This window comes from Streptococcus oralis (genome assembly GCF_021497945.1).
Classification (GTDB): domain Bacteria; phylum Bacillota; class Bacilli; order Lactobacillales; family Streptococcaceae; genus Streptococcus; species Streptococcus oralis_BR.
On sequence record NZ_CP046524.1, the window covers coordinates 1,382,221 to 1,398,272 of the forward strand.

The 16,052-nt window shown below is 42.3% G+C and carries 18 protein-coding genes and 1 tRNA gene; 3 read left to right on the plus strand and 16 right to left on the minus strand.

The features are described 5' to 3' along the window. Positions 1-10: 10 nt before the first annotated feature. The 8 genes from GOM47_RS07025 to typA all read right to left on the minus strand — a co-directional run bounded on the left by GOM47_RS07025 (position 11) and on the right by typA (position 7,867). Entirely contained in the window at positions 11-406 is a 396-nt protein-coding gene (locus GOM47_RS07025) for a CopY/TcrY family copper transport repressor (protein WP_235080322.1), read from the minus strand. Positions 407-533: 127 nt separating this feature from the next. Further along, on the minus strand, positions 534-1,163 hold the full coding sequence (pyrE, locus tag GOM47_RS07030) for an orotate phosphoribosyltransferase (protein ID WP_235080323.1): 630 nt from the start codon (positions 1,161-1,163) through the stop codon (positions 534-536). A gap of 42 nt (positions 1,164-1,205) precedes the next feature. Continuing rightward, entirely contained in the window at positions 1,206-1,907 is a 702-nt protein-coding gene (gene pyrF / locus GOM47_RS07035) for an orotidine-5'-phosphate decarboxylase (protein ID WP_038804435.1), read from the minus strand. Positions 1,908-2,096: 189 nt separating this feature from the next. Further along, positions 2,097-3,212, minus strand: a complete 1,116-nt coding sequence (locus GOM47_RS07040) for a cell division protein FtsQ/DivIB (RefSeq protein ID WP_235080324.1) — start codon at positions 3,210-3,212, stop codon at positions 2,097-2,099. 9 nt (positions 3,213-3,221) lie between these two features. After that, the gene (locus GOM47_RS07045) at positions 3,222-4,280 is read right to left on the minus strand and encodes a UDP-N-acetylglucosamine--N-acetylmuramyl-(pentapeptide) pyrophosphoryl-undecaprenol N-acetylglucosamine transferase (protein WP_235080325.1); all 1,059 of its coding nucleotides are present in this window, start codon (positions 4,278-4,280) and stop codon (positions 3,222-3,224) included. A gap of 1 nt (position 4,281) precedes the next feature. Beyond that, positions 4,282-5,634 (minus strand): UDP-N-acetylmuramoyl-L-alanine--D-glutamate ligase, encoded by a 1,353-nt coding sequence (murD, locus tag GOM47_RS07050; protein WP_235080326.1) that lies wholly within the window; start codon positions 5,632-5,634, stop codon positions 4,282-4,284. 117 nt (positions 5,635-5,751) lie between these two features. After that, a complete protein-coding gene (locus GOM47_RS07055) occupies positions 5,752-6,006 on the minus strand; it encodes a DUF3165 family protein (RefSeq protein ID WP_000262660.1) in 255 nt (84 codons plus the stop codon). A gap of 19 nt (positions 6,007-6,025) precedes the next feature. Then, positions 6,026-7,867, minus strand: a complete 1,842-nt coding sequence (gene typA, locus GOM47_RS07060) for a translational GTPase TypA (RefSeq protein ID WP_000164125.1) — start codon at positions 7,865-7,867, stop codon at positions 6,026-6,028. A gap of 159 nt (positions 7,868-8,026) precedes the next feature. Between typA and GOM47_RS07065 the strand changes: the two genes are divergently transcribed. Next, a complete protein-coding gene (locus GOM47_RS07065) occupies positions 8,027-8,752 on the plus strand; it encodes a 16S rRNA pseudouridine(516) synthase (protein ID WP_235080327.1) in 726 nt (241 codons plus the stop codon). Positions 8,753-8,793: 41 nt separating this feature from the next. Here GOM47_RS07065 and GOM47_RS07070 read toward each other — a convergent pair whose 3' ends face one another. From GOM47_RS07070 to GOM47_RS07080, 3 genes are all read right to left on the minus strand, one after another. Next, complete coding sequence (locus tag GOM47_RS07070) at positions 8,794-9,027, minus strand: DUF4190 domain-containing protein (protein ID WP_235081282.1); 234 nt, start codon at positions 9,025-9,027, stop codon at positions 8,794-8,796. Positions 9,028-9,113: 86 nt separating this feature from the next. Then, a complete protein-coding gene (locus tag GOM47_RS07075) occupies positions 9,114-9,494 on the minus strand; it encodes a rhodanese-like domain-containing protein (protein WP_235080328.1) in 381 nt (126 codons plus the stop codon). Continuing rightward, positions 9,491-9,724, minus strand: coding sequence for a YqgQ family protein (locus tag GOM47_RS07080; RefSeq protein ID WP_235080329.1), 234 nt, complete (start codon positions 9,722-9,724; stop codon positions 9,491-9,493). Before GOM47_RS07080 ends, GOM47_RS07075 begins: the two co-directional genes overlap by 4 nt. A gap of 102 nt (positions 9,725-9,826) precedes the next feature. Between GOM47_RS07080 and GOM47_RS07085 the strand changes: the two genes are divergently transcribed. Both GOM47_RS07085 and GOM47_RS07090 read left to right on the plus strand, forming a co-directional pair. Continuing rightward, positions 9,827-10,735, plus strand: a complete 909-nt coding sequence (locus tag GOM47_RS07085; RefSeq protein WP_235080330.1) for a LysR family transcriptional regulator — start codon at positions 9,827-9,829, stop codon at positions 10,733-10,735. A 45-nt stretch (positions 10,736-10,780) separates the two neighbouring features. Then, positions 10,781-12,580 (plus strand): N-acetylmuramoyl-L-alanine amidase, encoded by a 1,800-nt coding sequence (locus GOM47_RS07090; RefSeq protein WP_235080331.1) that lies wholly within the window; start codon positions 10,781-10,783, stop codon positions 12,578-12,580. Positions 12,581-12,610: 30 nt separating this feature from the next. Here the strand turns inward: GOM47_RS07090 and GOM47_RS07095 are convergent, their stop codons facing one another. From GOM47_RS07095 to GOM47_RS07115, 5 genes are all read right to left on the minus strand, one after another. Further along, positions 12,611-12,928, minus strand: coding sequence for a hypothetical protein (locus tag GOM47_RS07095; RefSeq protein WP_235080332.1), 318 nt, complete (start codon positions 12,926-12,928; stop codon positions 12,611-12,613). 189 nt (positions 12,929-13,117) lie between these two features. After that, positions 13,118-13,190 (minus strand) — tRNA-Thr (locus GOM47_RS07100). 100 nt (positions 13,191-13,290) lie between these two features. Then, positions 13,291-14,076, minus strand: a complete 786-nt coding sequence (locus GOM47_RS07105; protein ID WP_235080333.1) for an ABC transporter permease — start codon at positions 14,074-14,076, stop codon at positions 13,291-13,293. Between the two features lies 1 nt (position 14,077). Then, positions 14,078-14,896, minus strand: a complete 819-nt coding sequence (locus tag GOM47_RS07110) for an ABC transporter permease (protein ID WP_235080334.1) — start codon at positions 14,894-14,896, stop codon at positions 14,078-14,080. Between the two features lies 1 nt (position 14,897). Continuing rightward, positions 14,898-15,890: an ATP-binding cassette domain-containing protein gene (locus tag GOM47_RS07115; protein WP_235080335.1), complete on the minus strand. Its 993-nt coding sequence runs from the start codon at positions 15,888-15,890 to the stop codon at positions 14,898-14,900. Between the last annotated feature and the right edge of the window lie 162 nt (positions 15,891-16,052).

The window sequence follows — 16,052 nt, forward strand, 5'->3', positions numbered from 1 at the left end:
GACGTCTCCTTTACATACAATTACATTCGACTTCAGCAACTGCGCTAGCTTTTTTCTCTGAAATCACAGCTTCCAAGTCTGCCAAGTCAGCCTGAGTAAAATCACATTCAGCAATCAAATCAGCCAACAAGTTCTTAATCCTACGAGAACAAACCTTGTCCTTGATATCTTGGACAAGTAAATCCCGACTTTGGTCCAAAGTTAAAAGGGCTGAATAGACAAAGAACTTGCCTTCTTTTTTCCTTGTCAGACACTCTTTCTCAACCAAACGAGCCAAAAGAGTTTGAATGGTTGACTTGGACCAGTCGAACCGCTCCGCCAGAACCCTGATCAAATCCGTACTGGTCTGCTCCCCCTGCATCCAAATAATCTTCATGACCTGCCATTCTGCATCTGAAATCTGCATAATCACACCTCCTAAATCTACATTTGTCGATTACAGTTATTAGTATAGTCTAAAAATCTACATTTGTCAATTAAAAAAGAACCGATACTATGCATCAGTTCCATCAAAATCTAAGAAATGAGTTTCTCTAGCCTTGCCAATTTTCTTGGTCTTCTTTGAATCGTTTTAAGAGATCCAATCCCTCTGGTGTGATGTAGCCTTCTTCCTGAGCTAGGTGGATGAGCTCGCTGTAGTTTGAGAGAGTCACCAGTTTCACGCCTGCATTTGCAAAGTTCTTATCTGCTTTTGCTAGTTGATAGCTAAAAATGGCTACTACACCGAGAACATCTGCTCCTTCACGCTTGGCAGCTGCTACCGCTTCGAGAACTGAACCACCAGTTGAAATCAGGTCTTCTACAATTACCATTTTTTGCCCCTGGGCTACACGGCCTTCGATTTGGTTTCCGGCTCCATGGTCTTTTGGTTTGCTACGGATATAAGCAAATGGTAGGTTCATCTTGTCTGCGATGATAGCTCCGTGTGGAATCCCTGCTGTCGCTGTACCAGCAATGACTTCTACCTCTGGAAAGGCTGCTTTGATAGCATCCACAAAACCATTTTCAATCAAAGTTCTAGTTTCCGGGTAAGCTAGGGTCACACGATTATCCGTATAGATAGGTGACTTGATACCAGATGCCCAAGTGAAAGGCTCTTCTGGTTTGAGATAAACCGCTTGAATTTTCAATAGATGGCTAGCAATGTCTCTAGCAAGTGTCATGGTATACTCCTTCTTATCCTTAAATCTATAATCAAATACGCTTTAGACCCAGTCGCGTGTCCATTCTTCCTTGATAGCATGGTAGGCTGCTACAGGGTCTGCTGCCTGTGTGATAGGACGGCCTATTACAATGTAGTCACTACCGATTTGATAGGCTTGACCAGGGGTCACTACGCGTTTTTGATCCCCTGCTTCAGCACCTGCTGGTCGAATACCTGGTGTCAAGCAGATAAAGTCTTCGTTTGTAGCTTCTTTGATAAGTTGGGCTTCTTGGGCTGAGCAAACAACACCATCCAATCCAGCTTCAGCTGTTTTCTTAGCATAGTGAATCACTGATTCTTGCAGACTAGTTTGGATATTTTGACAGTCTTGCATCTGTTCTTCGGATGTTGAGGTCAATTGGGTCACCGCAATAAGAATCCCTTGATCACCAAGACCTTCACGCGCGGCCTGCATCATCTCAAGTCCACCTGCAGCCTGAACATTGGTCATATCGACACCCAGACTTGACAAGATTTTCATGGTTGACTTGACCGTATTTGGAATATCATGCAACTTGAGATCCAAAAAAACACTATGTCCCAATGATTTTAAATAACGCACAACTTCGGGACCTACTGCATAGTAGATTTCCATTCCTACCTTGACATAGAGTTTTTCCTCTGCTGGAAAAAGGGCTAAAAATTCTTTGGCTTCCTCGAAACTTGGAAAATCCAGAGCAATGACCGGGCGACTCTCACGCATTCTTTTCTCCTATTCTTTGCTAACAGTCCATTGCTTAAAAAAGGAACCTGCTAGCAGCTAGGTTCCACGAAAAACGGGTAGTCTCCACCCTTTCACTGTCTAACCTTAGCTGCCTCTCTGGACTGCTTTAAAAGTTTTCTACTATTCTATTATTTATAACGACACTTGTCAAGTAAAAACTGAAGATTCTTATTCTTGTTTCTTTTCTTCAGCTTTTTTTTCTTCCTGTTTTTTCTTCTCTGCTTCTTTAGCTTCTTGTTTAGCCTTTTCCTCAGCTTCTTCCAAACGTTTATCAGCCAGGCTAGTGCTATAGATTCCTGCCTCCATATCGATGAAGCTCGGTTCTGCTAACTGTGGCTTGATTTTGCTGTAATAAGGCAATTTCTTACCCAATTCTGACAAGGGAACCAATATTTCATCTGTATCCTGCATAGTAATTTTTAGAAGATCGGCAGTTGCCTTACTTGGCGCTAGTTCGATCTTCTGAATTTGACTCTTTATGTCCTCACTAATGCTAGAAAGACCCGTCATCAAATCCTTCACCTGCTGCTCATCGTTAAAGGTGACTGTTAGGTAGGTCTCAGGCAGGTTCAAAAGGTTGACAGGGCTTGAGTCAATGGTTCCACTAGACAGAATTGGATAGTGATCTTCGCCTGTCACATAGTAGCCAACAATCTCAAACTCTTTGACTTCAATCGTAAAGTTTGTCGGAAATTTGTAGTCAATCTTCGCCGATTCTATCCAATGGTTGGACTTGATTCGCTCAGCGTACTTCTCCTTGTTCCATAACAAAGACAAGGTATAGTCGCTGTCCTGAATACCAGAAACCTGTTTGATGTCATCCACCTGCGTGTTACTGTTTCCCTTAACCTCGATATTTTTGATGGTCGAAAGTGGAGTCAACAAATAGACTGAAAGAAGGAGAACCAGAACACTGGGTACCAAGATACTCACAGCTCGCCAAATATGAACAGGTGCAATTTTAGGCTTGGCTGGTTTCTCTGGTTTTTCTTTTTTCTTCTCTTTTTCTTCTTTGACTTTAGGATCACCCTTTTTAGATTTTTCTTCTTTTTCGGATGATTCTTCGTCTGGAACAGTTTCGTTCTGGTCGGAATCACTTGATGACTTCTTACTTTCCTCTAACGACTTAGAGTTTTTCCCCATTCGAGCTTGTTTTTCCTTTTCCTTCTCTTCAGCTAGGGCAGCTTCTTCTTCCGCCTTCTTCTTCAGGTATTCCTGGTTTCGTTTCTGCCATTCAGACAATTCTTGCTTCTGGTTTGATTCTTTTTTCTTATCCTTTGACATTGATATTCCTTATGCTAGGTCTTTTCTTAGTAGATCGTAAAAATCTGCAAGAGATTTCAATTCAGTCGAAGCTTTCATGCTAGCTTGGTACTGATCCTTATGACTAAGCAAGTGACTGAGTTTCTCCTCCAAGCTTTCCAAGGTCAAGTCACTTTCTTGAAGTTCTTCTGCGTAGCCTTTCTTAACAAAGTAGGCTGCATTTTCAATCTGGTCTCCTCGACTTGCTTCACGACCCAATGGTACGATGAGATGAAGTTTTGCCATGGCCAAGAGTTCGAAAATCGTATTGGCACCGCCACGCGTTACCACTACATCTGCCATCTCCATCAAAGGTTGATAGAGATCCGTCACATAATCAACACGAAAGAGATTTTGACTCAACTCATTGAGGCTAGAATCTCCAGTGAGATTGATAATATTGTAGCGCTCTGTCAGTTCTTGCTTATGATCTGTCACCAATTGGTTAAAGACACGAGCCCCTGCAGAACCACCGATAAATAATACAGTTGGCAATTTAGGATTAAAGTGGGTTTGGATATCCACCAACTCGTCTGGTTCTGGCGTCTCCTGGCCTGTTACCTTGGTCACTGCCCCCACATGCTCGACTTTTGCAAGACTAGCAGGCTGCTCAAAGGTTGAGTACATCTTAGTTGCGAATTTATAGGCAATTTTATTGGCCAAGCCCATGGACAGGTCCGATTCGTGGATAAAGACAGGTACCCCTGACACACGCGCTGCGATAACAGGCGGCACCGAGACAAAGCCCCCCTTTGAAAAAAGAGCCTGTGGACGCAGTCGTAACATGATAAAGAGGGATTGGACGATACCCCAGGCAACTTTAAAGACATCTAGCATGTTTTGCCAGGAGAAGTAACGACGCAATTTCCCTGTCGCTATGGAATGAAAGGTCACATCCAGACCTGACTTGAGGATTTCTTGGTGTTCGATTCCATGCTTGTCACCAATATAGTGAACTTCCCAGCCATCTTCGATAAACTTGGGCATTAACAAAAGGTTGAGGGTGACGTGTCCGACTGTGCCCCCACCTGTAAAAACAATTTTTTTCATATTATCCCTTTAACTCCGCTACTGTGTCGATAAATAGGTCACCACGTACTTCAAAGTTAGCATACATATCCCAGCTAGCATTGGCAGGACTGAGCAGAACCACATCTCCTTGAGTCGCTAGCTCATAAGCCTTGCGGGTCGCATCAGCAACATCGGTCGCATCTACATAAGCCACACCAGCCTTATCCGCTGCCCGTTTGACCCGTTCTGCAGACTGACCAAGGATGACCATTTTCTTGAGTCCAGTGATATCTGGCACCAGCTCGTCAAATTCATTTCCACGGTCCAAACCACCTGCAATTAAGATAACCTTACTGTTGTCAAATCCTGACAAGGCTTTTTGGGTAGCCAAGATATTGGTTGACTTACTATCGTTATAGAATTTGACCCCCTTGATTTCATCCACAAACTGGAGACGGTGCTTGACACCACCAAAGGCTGAAAGAGTTTCCTTGATGGTTTGGTTGTCTACACCACGAAGCTTGGCTACCGCAATGGTCGCAAGGGCATTTTCTACATTGTGGCTACCTGGAACACCGATTTCACTAGCTGCCATGACCACTTCCCCACGGAAGTAGAGTTGACCATCTTCCAGATAAGCTCCATCAACCTTTTCCAGTGTTGAAAATGGTACAACAGTAGCCTGTGTTTTGCTAGCCAATTCTTTTGCCAAGTCTTGGTTAAAGTTCAAAATAAGGAAATCAGCTGCTGTCATCTTGTTCTGGATATTCCACTTAGCTGCCACATACTCCTCAAAAGAACCATGGTAGTCGATATGAGTGGGCATGAGGTTGGTAATAACCGCAATCTCAGGATGAAATTCTTGAACACCCATCAGTTGGAAAGAAGAAAGTTCCATGACAAGTGTGTCCTTGGCTGTTGCAGTTTGAGCCACTTGACTGGCAGGATAGCCGATGTTCCCTGACAAGAGACCATGTTGACCGGCAGCAGTCAAAACTTCTCCAATCATAGTCGTTGTGGTTGTTTTCCCATTTGAACCTGTGATACCGATAATTGGCGCTTCCGAGATCAAGTAAGCCAACTCCACCTCAGTCAAGACTGGAATTCCCTTTGCCAATGCCTTTTCAATCATGGGATTGCTATACGGGATACCTGGATTTTTCACCATCAGAGCGAAATCTTCATCCAACAATTCCAAAGGATGCCCACCAGTGACAACCTTGATTCCCTCTTCTAGCAAACTTTGCGCAGCAGGATTTTCCTCAAAAGGCTTGCCGTCATTTACTGTCACAATAGCTCCCAGCTTATCCAACAAACGAGCCGCAGACTCACCAGACTTAGCCAAACCTAAAACAAGTACTTTCTTATTTTTAAATTGATCGATTACTTTCATGTCTCAAACTCCATTTCTACTCCTACTATTTTACCATTTTTATGGAAATAATACTAAACGAAAATGCTCTAGCCTTCATTCTGACATCGAAAAAGAGAGCCATAGCTCTCTTTCTATTTATCTTCTTTTGCTCTTTTTTACTGGCATGAGCGTAATGTCTCTCAAGCTAAAGTAGGCTAGAGCCAGCATGGCGATTGTGACAAAGAATTCTGTCGGTAATTGGAAGATTTGCAAGATGGACAACATCAGCAAAATCAAGAGTGCAACAACTACAAAGACCAAGATAACGATGTTGACTGTTCCTTTGATACTTTGGGGTGTCGCAAATACATAGAGTAGTAATAAGAGTATCCCTATGATTAAATAGACCATCTTTATCTCTTTCTAGCTCTTATTCAGCTGATTTTTTCTTCTTGTTAGCTTTCTCACGCTCTGCCTTGTTGAGGATTTGCTTACGCAAACGGATTGACTCAGGCGTTACTTCCATGTACTCATCGTCGTTCAAGAACTCAAGAGACTCTTCAAGGGTCAAGATACGAGGTGTCTTGATAACCGCTGTTTGGTCCTTGGTTGCAGAACGAACGTTGGTCATTTGTTTGGCCTTAGTGATGTTAACTGTCAAATCGTTTTCACGAGAGTTTTCACCGATAATCATTCCTTCGTAAACCTCAGTACCTGGGTTGACAAAGATTGTACCACGTTCTTCGATAGACATGATTGAGTATGTTGTTGCCTTACCAGCATCGATGGAAACAAGGGCACCACGGTGACGTCCACCAATTTCACCTGGAATCAATGGCAAGTATTGGTCGAAGGTATGGTTCATGATACCGTAACCACGAGTCATTGACAAGAACTCAGTTGAGTAACCGATCAAACCACGCGCTGGAACAAGGAAGACCAAACGAGTTTGACCATTACCAGTTGAAATCATATCCAACATTTCACCCTTACGTTCAGAAAGGCTTTGGATAACAGATCCTTGGTATTCTTCTGGAGTATCGATTTGAACACGTTCAAATGGTTCACATTTAACACCATCAATCTCTTTTACGATAACCTCTGGACGAGATACTTGAAGTTCATAACCCTCACGGCGCATGGTTTCGATCAGGATTGACAAGTGCAATTCTCCACGTCCTGAAACTGTCCATTTATCTGGTGAATCCGTTGGGTCAACACGAAGGGAAACGTCTGTTTGCAATTCTGCCTGCAAGCGTTCTTCCACCTTACGAGAAGTCACCCATTTACCTTCTTTACCAGCAAATGGTGAATTGTTGACCAAGAAAGTCATTTGAAGAGTTGGCTCATCGATGTGTAGGATTGGAAGTGCTTCAACTGCGTCTGTCGGAGTGATGGTTTCACCGACAAAGATGTCTTCCATACCGGAAACGGCAATCAAGTCACCAGCTTTGGCTTCTTGGATTTCACGACGTTCCAAACCAAAGAAACCGAAGAGTTTTGTAACACGGAAGTTCTTCGTTGTACCATCTAGTTTAGAAAGGGTAACTTGGTCCCCAACCTTAACAGTACCACGGAAGACACGACCGATACCGATACGTCCAACGAAGTCATTGTAGTCCAAAAGTGACACTTGGAATTGCAAAGGCTCATCTGAGTTGTCTACTGGAGCTGGGATGTGGTCGATAATGGTGTCAAAGATTGGTGCCATCGTAGCTTCTTGGTCAGCTGGATCATCTGACAATGAAGATGTTCCGTTGATAGCTGAAGCATACACCACTGGGAAATCAAGCTGGTCATCATCTGCACCAAGCTCGATGAAAAGTTCCAAGACTTCGTCCACTACTTCTGCTGGACGAGCTGATGGTTTATCGATTTTGTTGACAACCACGATTGGAACAAGGTTTTGTTCCAAGGCTTTTTTCAATACGAAACGAGTTTGTGGCATGGTTCCTTCGTAGGCATCCACGACCAAGACAACACCGTCAACCATTTTCATGATACGCTCAACTTCTCCACCGAAGTCCGCGTGTCCTGGTGTATCCATGATATTGATACGAGTTCCGTTGTAGGCAACGGCAGTGTTTTTCGCAAGGATGGTTATTCCACGCTCTTTCTCGATATCGTTTGAGTCCATAGCGCGCTCTGCCAATTCAGTACGTGCATCAAGCGTTTCTGATTGTTTCAATAATTCGTCAACGAGGGTTGTTTTACCGTGGTCAACGTGGGCGATAATCGCAATGTTACGGATATCTTCTCTTAATTTTGTCATGATTTCCTCTAATATTTTAAATTTTTATTTCTAACTGAACAATTATACCACAGTCTCATTCAAAAATCACAGTTCAGCTAAGTGTAAATGTTTTCACTCTGCTTGTCTAGTCAAGGCAACTCTTTTCAAAGTCAGAGACTTATGATAAGATAAGCTGGTATGCGTTTAGATAGATTATTAGCCCAAGAAATGATCAGTCGCAAGGCTATGAAACAGGCACTCCTGAAAAAAGAAATCCTAGTAGATGATTGTCCAGCCAACTCCCTCGCTCAAAATGTCGATACTGGATTGCAGAAACTAGTTTTTCAAGGACGGCAGATTCAAGGATACAAGCACACCTACCTCATGCTTCATAAACCAGGTGGAGTGGTGACAGCCAGTCAGGATAAGGACCTACCAACCGTCATGGACCTCCTTCCACCTGACATCCAGTCTGACCAGCTCTATGCTGTCGGCAGATTAGACCGTGACACGACGGGACTGCTCCTTCTGACAGACAATGGACCTCTTGGTTTTCAGCTCCTTCATCCCCAGTACCATGTCGATAAATCCTATCAAGTGGTGGTCAACGGACTGCTCACACCAGAACATATCCAAAAATTCAAAGATGGGATTGTCTTTTTAGATGGGACTACTTGTAAACCTGCAAAACTAGACATTCTGTCCGTAAGCCCTGCAGAGAGCCATGCCTCCATCACCATTTCAGAAGGGAAATTTCATCAGGTTAAAAAAATGTTCCTATCAGTCGGTGTTAAGGTGACCTCTCTCAAACGAGTTCAGTTCGGTGATTTCACTTTAGACCCAGAACTAGCAGAAGGGCAATACCGTCCCTTGAATCCAGAGGAATTAAAAATCATTAAAAACTATTTAGAGAAAAGTCGATAAAACAAAAAAAGCTTTATGTTTAAAGCTTTTTTGTTTTTTGCTTATCTAAAAAAGATTGCAATGGCTAGAATCCAGATAAGTACAGAAACTACAATTCCAATGATATTCAGAATTTTTTCTGTTTTATAGGGTAATTGTGACTCTTTTTGATATGAAATAGCCAAGACCAATCCTATGATACCCAAAACCATACCTACTATTGGAGATAGCAAACCAAGAACGATAGATAAGATACCTAAAACAAGTGAGGATTTTTTCTTTTGTTGTGAATTTATATTATAAAATCTCCTTAAATTTAATATAAATGATGATACCTTAAAATGCTAGCTTCATCTATCATTCGACAGTTTTTAAAAGAATGTTAGCTAGTCTTCACTTTCCCGTTCCAAGAATCCAATCCATAAGAAAGGATATAAATCTCAGAGAAACTTTGTTTTTTCAGATAAAGTGCTGCATTGGTCACTCGTTGTCCGCGTTGGTTTTCGTAGAGAAGGACAGGTTTATCCTTACGAAGAGCTGCAAGGCTTGACTTCAACTGATTTGAAGGAATATTGCGAGCTCCGAGGATATGTTTTCTGTGAAATTCTGCTGGTTCACGGACATCAATCAATTGCCCTTTCCGAATCAAGGCCTCGAATTCTGCATTGTCCACAATCTTAGCCGCACGACGAATACGAAGGTAGTTATAACCCATCCATGCCGCCATCGCCAATACGATTCCCCAAATAATCCAAATTGTCATAAGTTCTTCTCTCCATTTTTCTCTATGTAGTCTAATTCTATCTTGTGCTCTCTACGAAGAACAGCTTCCGCCTCTAGATAGTCTAGCTTGTCCATCAGACCTACATCATAGATCCGAGAGAGTTCGAGCTTCATCAGTTCAATATCATACAAGCGCTTCCCCATGTAAACAATAATGCCAAACTGTTTGAGAAATTGCTGCACATCATAGAATGTTTTCATAGCTTCCATTTTAGCAGATTCTAGACTTTTTTTCAATACTGGACTGGCCCTTTCCCCCTATTTTCTTCGTCTTCATTGCCCATTCTTCCGCAAGTGTGGTACAATAAAAACATGAGAATTCAACAACTACACTATATTATCAAAATCGTCGAAACTGGCTCCATGAATGAAGCAGCCAAGCAACTCTTTATCACCCAACCCAGTCTCTCTAATGCTGTTCGAGACTTGGAAAATGAAATGGGCATTGAAATCTTTATCCGCAATCCCAAGGGCATTACCTTGACCCGTGATGGGATGGAGTTTCTCTCCTACGCTCGTCAAGTTGTCGAGCAAACCCAACTTCTGGAGGAACGCTATAAAAATCCTGTCGCCCACCGCGAACTTTTCAGCGTTTCCTCTCAGCACTATGCCTTTGTAGTCAATGCCTTTGTCTCCCTGCTCAAGAAAAGTGATATGGAAAAATACGAGCTCTTCCTTCGTGAAACTCGGACTTGGGAGATTATCGATGACGTCAAGAACTTCCGTAGCGAGGTCGGTGTCCTCTTTTTAAACAGCTACAACCGTGACGTTTTAACGAAAATGCTGGATGACAACCACCTCTTGGCCCACCATCTCTTTACAGCTCAGCCCCATATCTTTATCAGCAAGACCAACCCTCTGGCAAAGAAAGAAAAGGTTAAACTAGAAGATTTGGAAAACTTCCCTTACCTCAGCTATGACCAGGGGACGCACAACTCTTTCTACTTTTCAGAGGAGATTCTTTCACAAGAGCACCACAAGAAATCCATTGTAGTCAGTGACCGTGCCACCCTCTTTAACCTTTTGATTGGTTTGGATGGTTACACCATTGCAACAGGGATTTTGAACAGTAACCTCAACGGAGACAATATCGTTTCCATTCCACTGGACATTGACGACCCGATTGAACTAGTCTATATCCAGCATGAAAAAACCAGCCTATCTAAGATGGGCGAACGCTTTATCGAATACTTACTAGAGGAAGTTCAATTCGATAATTAATAGGAAAAATGAAAAAGAGAAAAAGAAAAAGTTAGGAAATAGAAAGTGAAAAAGATACTACTGACCAGTGCTTTAATCCTTTCAATCGCAGGATTAGCACCCGTATCTGTCTTAGGAGAAGAAAACACAACTCAATCCACATCTGCTGTCAAGGAATCAATTGCCAAAGAAGAAAAGAAAGAATCAAGTGTTGAGGAAAACTCTAAATCAGAAGTTCTTCCGAAAGTAGATGTGCAAGAAGACAAGCCCAAAAAAGAAGGATGGCACCAAGAAAATCACCACTGGCGTTTTTACCAAGATGATAAACCTGCTTTGAACTGGAAACAAATCCAAGGCAAATGGTACTACTTCGATCAAGATGGTAATCGTCTTCATTCTACTATCTACAAAGGCTATGCCTTTGACCAAGATGGTGTCATGATAGAAAATAGCTGGACCAAACTGGACAATCAATGGTACTATGCTGATCCTTCTGGACGACTAGCTCAGAACAGTTGGAAAAAAATTAACGGCTCTTGGTACTATTTTGACCAAACTGGAAGCATGCTCAGCAACACCTCCGTTGACGGCTATCTTCTCACAAAAAGCGGAGCTATGGCGGAAAAGGGTTGGATTAAATTAGACCAAAATTGGTATTATGTCACACCATCTAGCAGAATCTCGCAAGACAAGTGGGAGAAAATCAACGGTTCTTGGTATTATTTTGATAAAAACGGCGTGATGCTCAGCCAGACAACCCTTGGTGCCTACCTGCTAGGCGATAGCGGTGCCATGGCTGAAAACTCTTGGGTGAAAATCAATGAAAATTGGTATTACGCTAATGCATATGGGAAATATAGCCAAGACAAATGGGAGAAAATAAATGGTTCTTGGTATGCTTTTGAACAAAATGGAGTCATGCTTTCCAATAAATGGAAAGAAAGCTACTACCTCAAAGCCAGCGGGGCCATGGCGGAAAAAGAGTGGATCTTTGATAAAGCCTACAAGAGCTGGTTCTATCTAAAAGCGGATGGCCGTTATGCAAATCAGGAGTGGATTGGGGCATACTACCTCAAGTCTGGCGGTTATATGGCCAAGAATGAGTGGATTTACGACGACTATTACAAGGCTCGTTACTATCTGGACGATAGTGGACATTATGTTTCAGGAACTTACAAGATAGACGGCAAGGAACACTTGTTCCAAAAATACGGCCAATGGATTTCTGAAGTTTCAACTGAAGGTGGATTTACAAAAGGCCTATACAGCAATACCATCTTCCTAGATCCTGGACATGGTGGTCAAGATTCTGGTGCCTTTTACTACAATGTCGCTGAAAAAGATCTCAACATGCAGATTTACCGCAAACTTCGCGCTAAGTTAGAAGAACTGGGCTACAAGGTCCTCACCTCTCGTGATAGTGATATTGACGTTGACTTTGTTACCGAACGTTCTCGTATGGTTAATAAGACCAACTCGGATATTTTTATCAGTATTCACTTCAACGCTACTGGTAATACCTACTCAAAAGCAAGCGGTATTCAAACCTACTCCTATAGAGATGAACCTGACTATCCAAGTAAGATTAATAAATACTGGCACAACCATCCTGATCGTATGAGCGAAAGCAAGCGCCTCGCTGCTGCTATCCACTCCTCTCTCCTAGCAGAAACAGGAGCCAAGGATGCTGGCTTATTGGAAAGTAGCTTTGCCGTACTACGCGAAACAGCCAAACCAGCCGTACTCCTAGAGCTTGGTTATATGGATAATTTCACTGAGAATCAACGTATTCGTGATGATCGATACCAAGATAGACTAGTCGCAGGTATCGTGAAAGGCATCCAAAAATATTACGCTGGTAAATAATAACAAAGTCTCGAGAAATCTCGAGACTTTTTATTTGCCTTCTTTTTTATCTTTATCAGGAAAGAGGTAGCCAAGTCCTACACAAGCTAGCACACCGGCTCCAATCACCAAACCACTTGAAATTGGCAAGAGATCCAAAATGGCATTTGCAATGATAAAGGCAATAATCAAGCACATCAGACTAGCCTTGTAGTCTTTTTTCAAAAAGTTTTCTAGAGTGAAATAGAGGAACAAACCTACTGGAATCAATGACCAGAGGTTGACATCCAAACTTGGCCATCCAACAGAACCAAAATACAATACTAGCGCCGCAGCTACTAAGAATACAAGTCCCAATAATTTTTTCATTTTTTATCTCCATTTTCTTTTTTAGGTTCTTGAGTTGTCTGACATTGACGCTCACGTCCCTTACAAAAAACATTATAGCAGAGGATTTTTTCAAGAACAAGCCCTTTTGCCTATCTGGTCTGTATCTTGGTCTAAGTGGTTGAAAATTCGTAATAAAAGAAAAAGAAGCCCTAATGAGCTTCTTGATTCTGCCGATTGCAGGGCTTGAACCTGTGACCTACGCGTTACGAGTGCGTTGCTCTACCAACTGAGCTAAATCGGCGATTACCCTTTTAGTATAGCACTCTGAGAATAGATGTCAAGAAATTTTCATCTTAATTAGAAAAAGCCTGTCCTGAGACGAGGCTTTGAGATTCTTCCTTTTACGAACCCGCACTTTCGTAGGCATCTAAGCCCTTGTCCCATAGCTTCAAAGAAATGACAAAGAAGACAAGGGAAATCAACATCAAACCACCGATATTAAAGAAGACATCCTTGTCCTGCAAGAAATAGCTGGCAGGATAGTAGGCCGTAAAGGCGAAAGGGATGATAAAGCTAATCAGCCAACGAAGAAGCGAATTGTAGATGGAAATCGGGTACTTGGCAAAGTCATTAAACATATAGAAAATGTAAATCATAGCGCCTGACTGCTTGGTCCAAAAAGCGATACTGGCTGTCGCGATTTTCAAAGAAGTATAAATCAAGGTCGCAAAGGGTATACAGACTAGGAAAATCAGGAATTTTGGAAGAGTCCAAGCAATGCTAGTCATCGTAGTCCCTAGTAAAATGCCACCGACCAAGAGCTCGCCCAAGGCATCAATCTGAAAGGTCTCAACGAGGATATGGAAGAGAGGATTGATAGGACGAGTCAGATACTTATCAAACTCTCCTTTTCGCACCAAGCGTTGCCCCAGTGCCCAGAGATTGTCAAAAAAGAGATGGTCCAATCCCTTGGGAATTAAGGAAAAACCATAGATAAAGGCAATCTCTTGAAAGGTCCAACCCTCTAGCGAGGGGATATGTTGAAAGAGTACATTGAGAAACAAGAGGTTCAAGCCTTGAGTCAGGAATACACCTAAAACACCAACCACAAAATCGACCTTGTATTCCATGATTTGCTTGATGTATTGTCTGATAAAAATCAGATGCATGCGTTGATATTTTTTCATACTAACCTCCCTGAATGGTGATAAATGACTGGACCCGTTTCCAAATCAACTGAGACAAGCCCACCATCACTAAGAGCCAGAAAAACTGTAGCAAAAGCGCCTGAAGAATCTGACTGGCATCGTATTTCCCAACGATAATCATAACTGGAGTATAAATCAAAGATGAAAAAGGCAAGAAGGACAGAATATCTGAAACAACCTTAGGAAAGAAAGCCAAGGGAATCAAACTTCCAGACATAAAAGCCACTATGGAAGTCTTGAGTAGATTGGAACCCCATAAATTTTTAAACACAAAGGCTGAAAATCCAAAGCAGATATTAAAGAAAAAATTAATCAGGTAGGCTAGCGTTAAGCTAAAGAGGTAAAGGATTGTTAATCCCAGCACTTCTACAATGCCTTGCCCAGAAATGATTTTCGTCAAGACAATCACACTTAAAAATGGCACTCCAACAGAGATAAAAATCAACCACTTGGAGCCAAGCTCGGTGAAGAGATAAGAGGCCGCAAAATGCACTGGTCGCAGCAAGCGCATGATAATGGAGCCATCCTTGACCTCCTCCCCAATCATAAAAGAAGAATCCGACCTAGTCAGAAGATTAGTCACAAAACTCATGATGATATAAAGGGTGATATCTGCCATACTGAATCCCTGAATCAAGGACTCCTGCGAGGAATCAAAGACAGCCTTCCAGAGATAAAACGCAACAAAGGCCCCCATGACATCGCCAATCCGATAGAGAATAAAATTGACTCGATAAGTAATCAACTCCTGAATTCCTGCATTGATAAAGGGTTTATAACGTCTCCACAATTTGACCATCTTAGAGCTCCTTTCGATAGAAGCGACGGATAATATCCTCAATATCCGTATCCAGCATCTTCAAATCGCGAATTTCAAAATCAGACAGGGTTTGCTTGATAATCTCAGCCGACTGGTAGCGGGAACTATCGAATTCAATATTGAGACTGTTTCCTTGTCTATCAATGGTCATATCAGGCAATCCTGCATAGTGAGAGACAAGATGACTTTGCCCTGATAGCAGTTCAAAGGAAAGAGTCTTCATCTTGCCAAAGGTTTCCTTGAGTTGGTTCACCGTTCCATCAAAAATCTCCTGCCCCTTGTCAATCATAAAAATCCGATCACAGAGTTGCTCAATATCACTCAAGTCATGAGTGGTCAAGAGGATGGTTGTTTCTTCTTCCTGATTGATCTGAGTAATGGCGCGACGAATGTTATCCTTGACGGAAACATCCAACCCAATGGTCGGTTCATCTAAAAAGAGAACTTTAGGATTGTGGAGCAAGGAAGCCGCAATATCCGCCCGCATCCGTTGACCCAGTGAAAGAGTCCGCACGGGATCCTTGATAAATTCCTTCAAATCCAAGACTTCATTTAAAAAGTCCATGCGCTTATGAAAGAGCGAGTCCGGCACATCGTAAATCTCTTTCAAGACCGTGTAGGTCTCTTGCAGAGCCAAATCCCACCATAGCTGGGTTCGTTGTCCAAAGACTACCCCAATATCCTTGACATAATCCTGACGATTATCCTGGGGAATCTTGCCATTGATTCGACAATAGCCCGATGTCGGCTTTAAAATCCCTGTCAGCATTTTGATGGTTGTCGACTTCCCAGCACCATTGGCCCCGATAAAGCCTAGAATCTGCCCCTTGGGCACCTCAAAGGTCAAATCCTTGACCGCTTCAAAGGCCTGCCTTTCAGGATGAATAAAGGAGCGTAAAGCCCCCTTCAACCCCGGTTCCTTTACTGTCTTCACAAAATTTTTCTGAAGATGTTCCACTTCTATCATTGCCATATCTATCTCCCCTTAGTAAAAAATCAACAAACCGTGTCCTCTAAATACAAAAAGCCAATTTCTCATCTCCTAAAATCTGCCTTCTTTATCACATTAGAAGGCCTCAGTAACACTCTATTATAAAGTAATTAAGAAGGGAAAACAAGTGTTTTTTGTGGGATA

What these genes read in the sequence shown, in the direction of transcription:
- GOM47_RS07025 (WP_235080322.1), bottom strand. Translation starts at nt 406, where the DNA reads ATGCAGATTTCAGATGCAGAATGGCAGGTCATGAAGATTATTTGGATG.
- pyrE (WP_235080323.1), bottom strand. Translation starts at nt 1,163, where the DNA reads ATGACACTTGCTAGAGACATTGCTAGCCATCTATTGAAAATTCAAGCG.
- pyrF (WP_038804435.1), bottom strand. Translation starts at nt 1,907, where the DNA reads ATGCGTGAGAGTCGCCCGGTCATTGCTCTGGATTTTCCAAGTTTCGAG.
- GOM47_RS07040 (WP_235080324.1), bottom strand. Translation starts at nt 3,212, where the DNA reads ATGTCAAAGGATAAGAAAAAAGAATCAAACCAGAAGCAAGAATTGTCT.
- GOM47_RS07045 (WP_235080325.1), bottom strand. Translation starts at nt 4,280, where the DNA reads ATGAAAAAAATTGTTTTTACAGGTGGGGGCACAGTCGGACACGTCACC.
- murD (WP_235080326.1), bottom strand. Translation starts at nt 5,634, where the DNA reads ATGAAAGTAATCGATCAATTTAAAAATAAGAAAGTACTTGTTTTAGGT.
- GOM47_RS07055 (WP_000262660.1), bottom strand. Translation starts at nt 6,006, where the DNA reads ATGGTCTATTTAATCATAGGGATACTCTTATTACTACTCTATGTATTT.
- typA (WP_000164125.1), bottom strand. Translation starts at nt 7,867, where the DNA reads ATGACAAAATTAAGAGAAGATATCCGTAACATTGCGATTATCGCCCAC.
- GOM47_RS07065 (WP_235080327.1), top strand. Translation starts at nt 8,027, where the DNA reads ATGCGTTTAGATAGATTATTAGCCCAAGAAATGATCAGTCGCAAGGCT.
- GOM47_RS07075 (WP_235080328.1), bottom strand. Translation starts at nt 9,494, where the DNA reads ATGACAATTTGGATTATTTGGGGAATCGTATTGGCGATGGCGGCATGG.
- GOM47_RS07080 (WP_235080329.1), bottom strand. Translation starts at nt 9,724, where the DNA reads ATGGAAGCTATGAAAACATTCTATGATGTGCAGCAATTTCTCAAACAG.
- GOM47_RS07085 (WP_235080330.1), top strand. Translation starts at nt 9,827, where the DNA reads ATGAGAATTCAACAACTACACTATATTATCAAAATCGTCGAAACTGGC.
- GOM47_RS07095 (WP_235080332.1), bottom strand. Translation starts at nt 12,928, where the DNA reads ATGAAAAAATTATTGGGACTTGTATTCTTAGTAGCTGCGGCGCTAGTA.
- GOM47_RS07105 (WP_235080333.1), bottom strand. Translation starts at nt 14,076, where the DNA reads ATGAAAAAATATCAACGCATGCATCTGATTTTTATCAGACAATACATC.
- GOM47_RS07110 (WP_235080334.1), bottom strand. Translation starts at nt 14,896, where the DNA reads ATGGTCAAATTGTGGAGACGTTATAAACCCTTTATCAATGCAGGAATT.
- GOM47_RS07115 (WP_235080335.1), bottom strand. Translation starts at nt 15,890, where the DNA reads ATGGCAATGATAGAAGTGGAACATCTTCAGAAAAATTTTGTGAAGACA.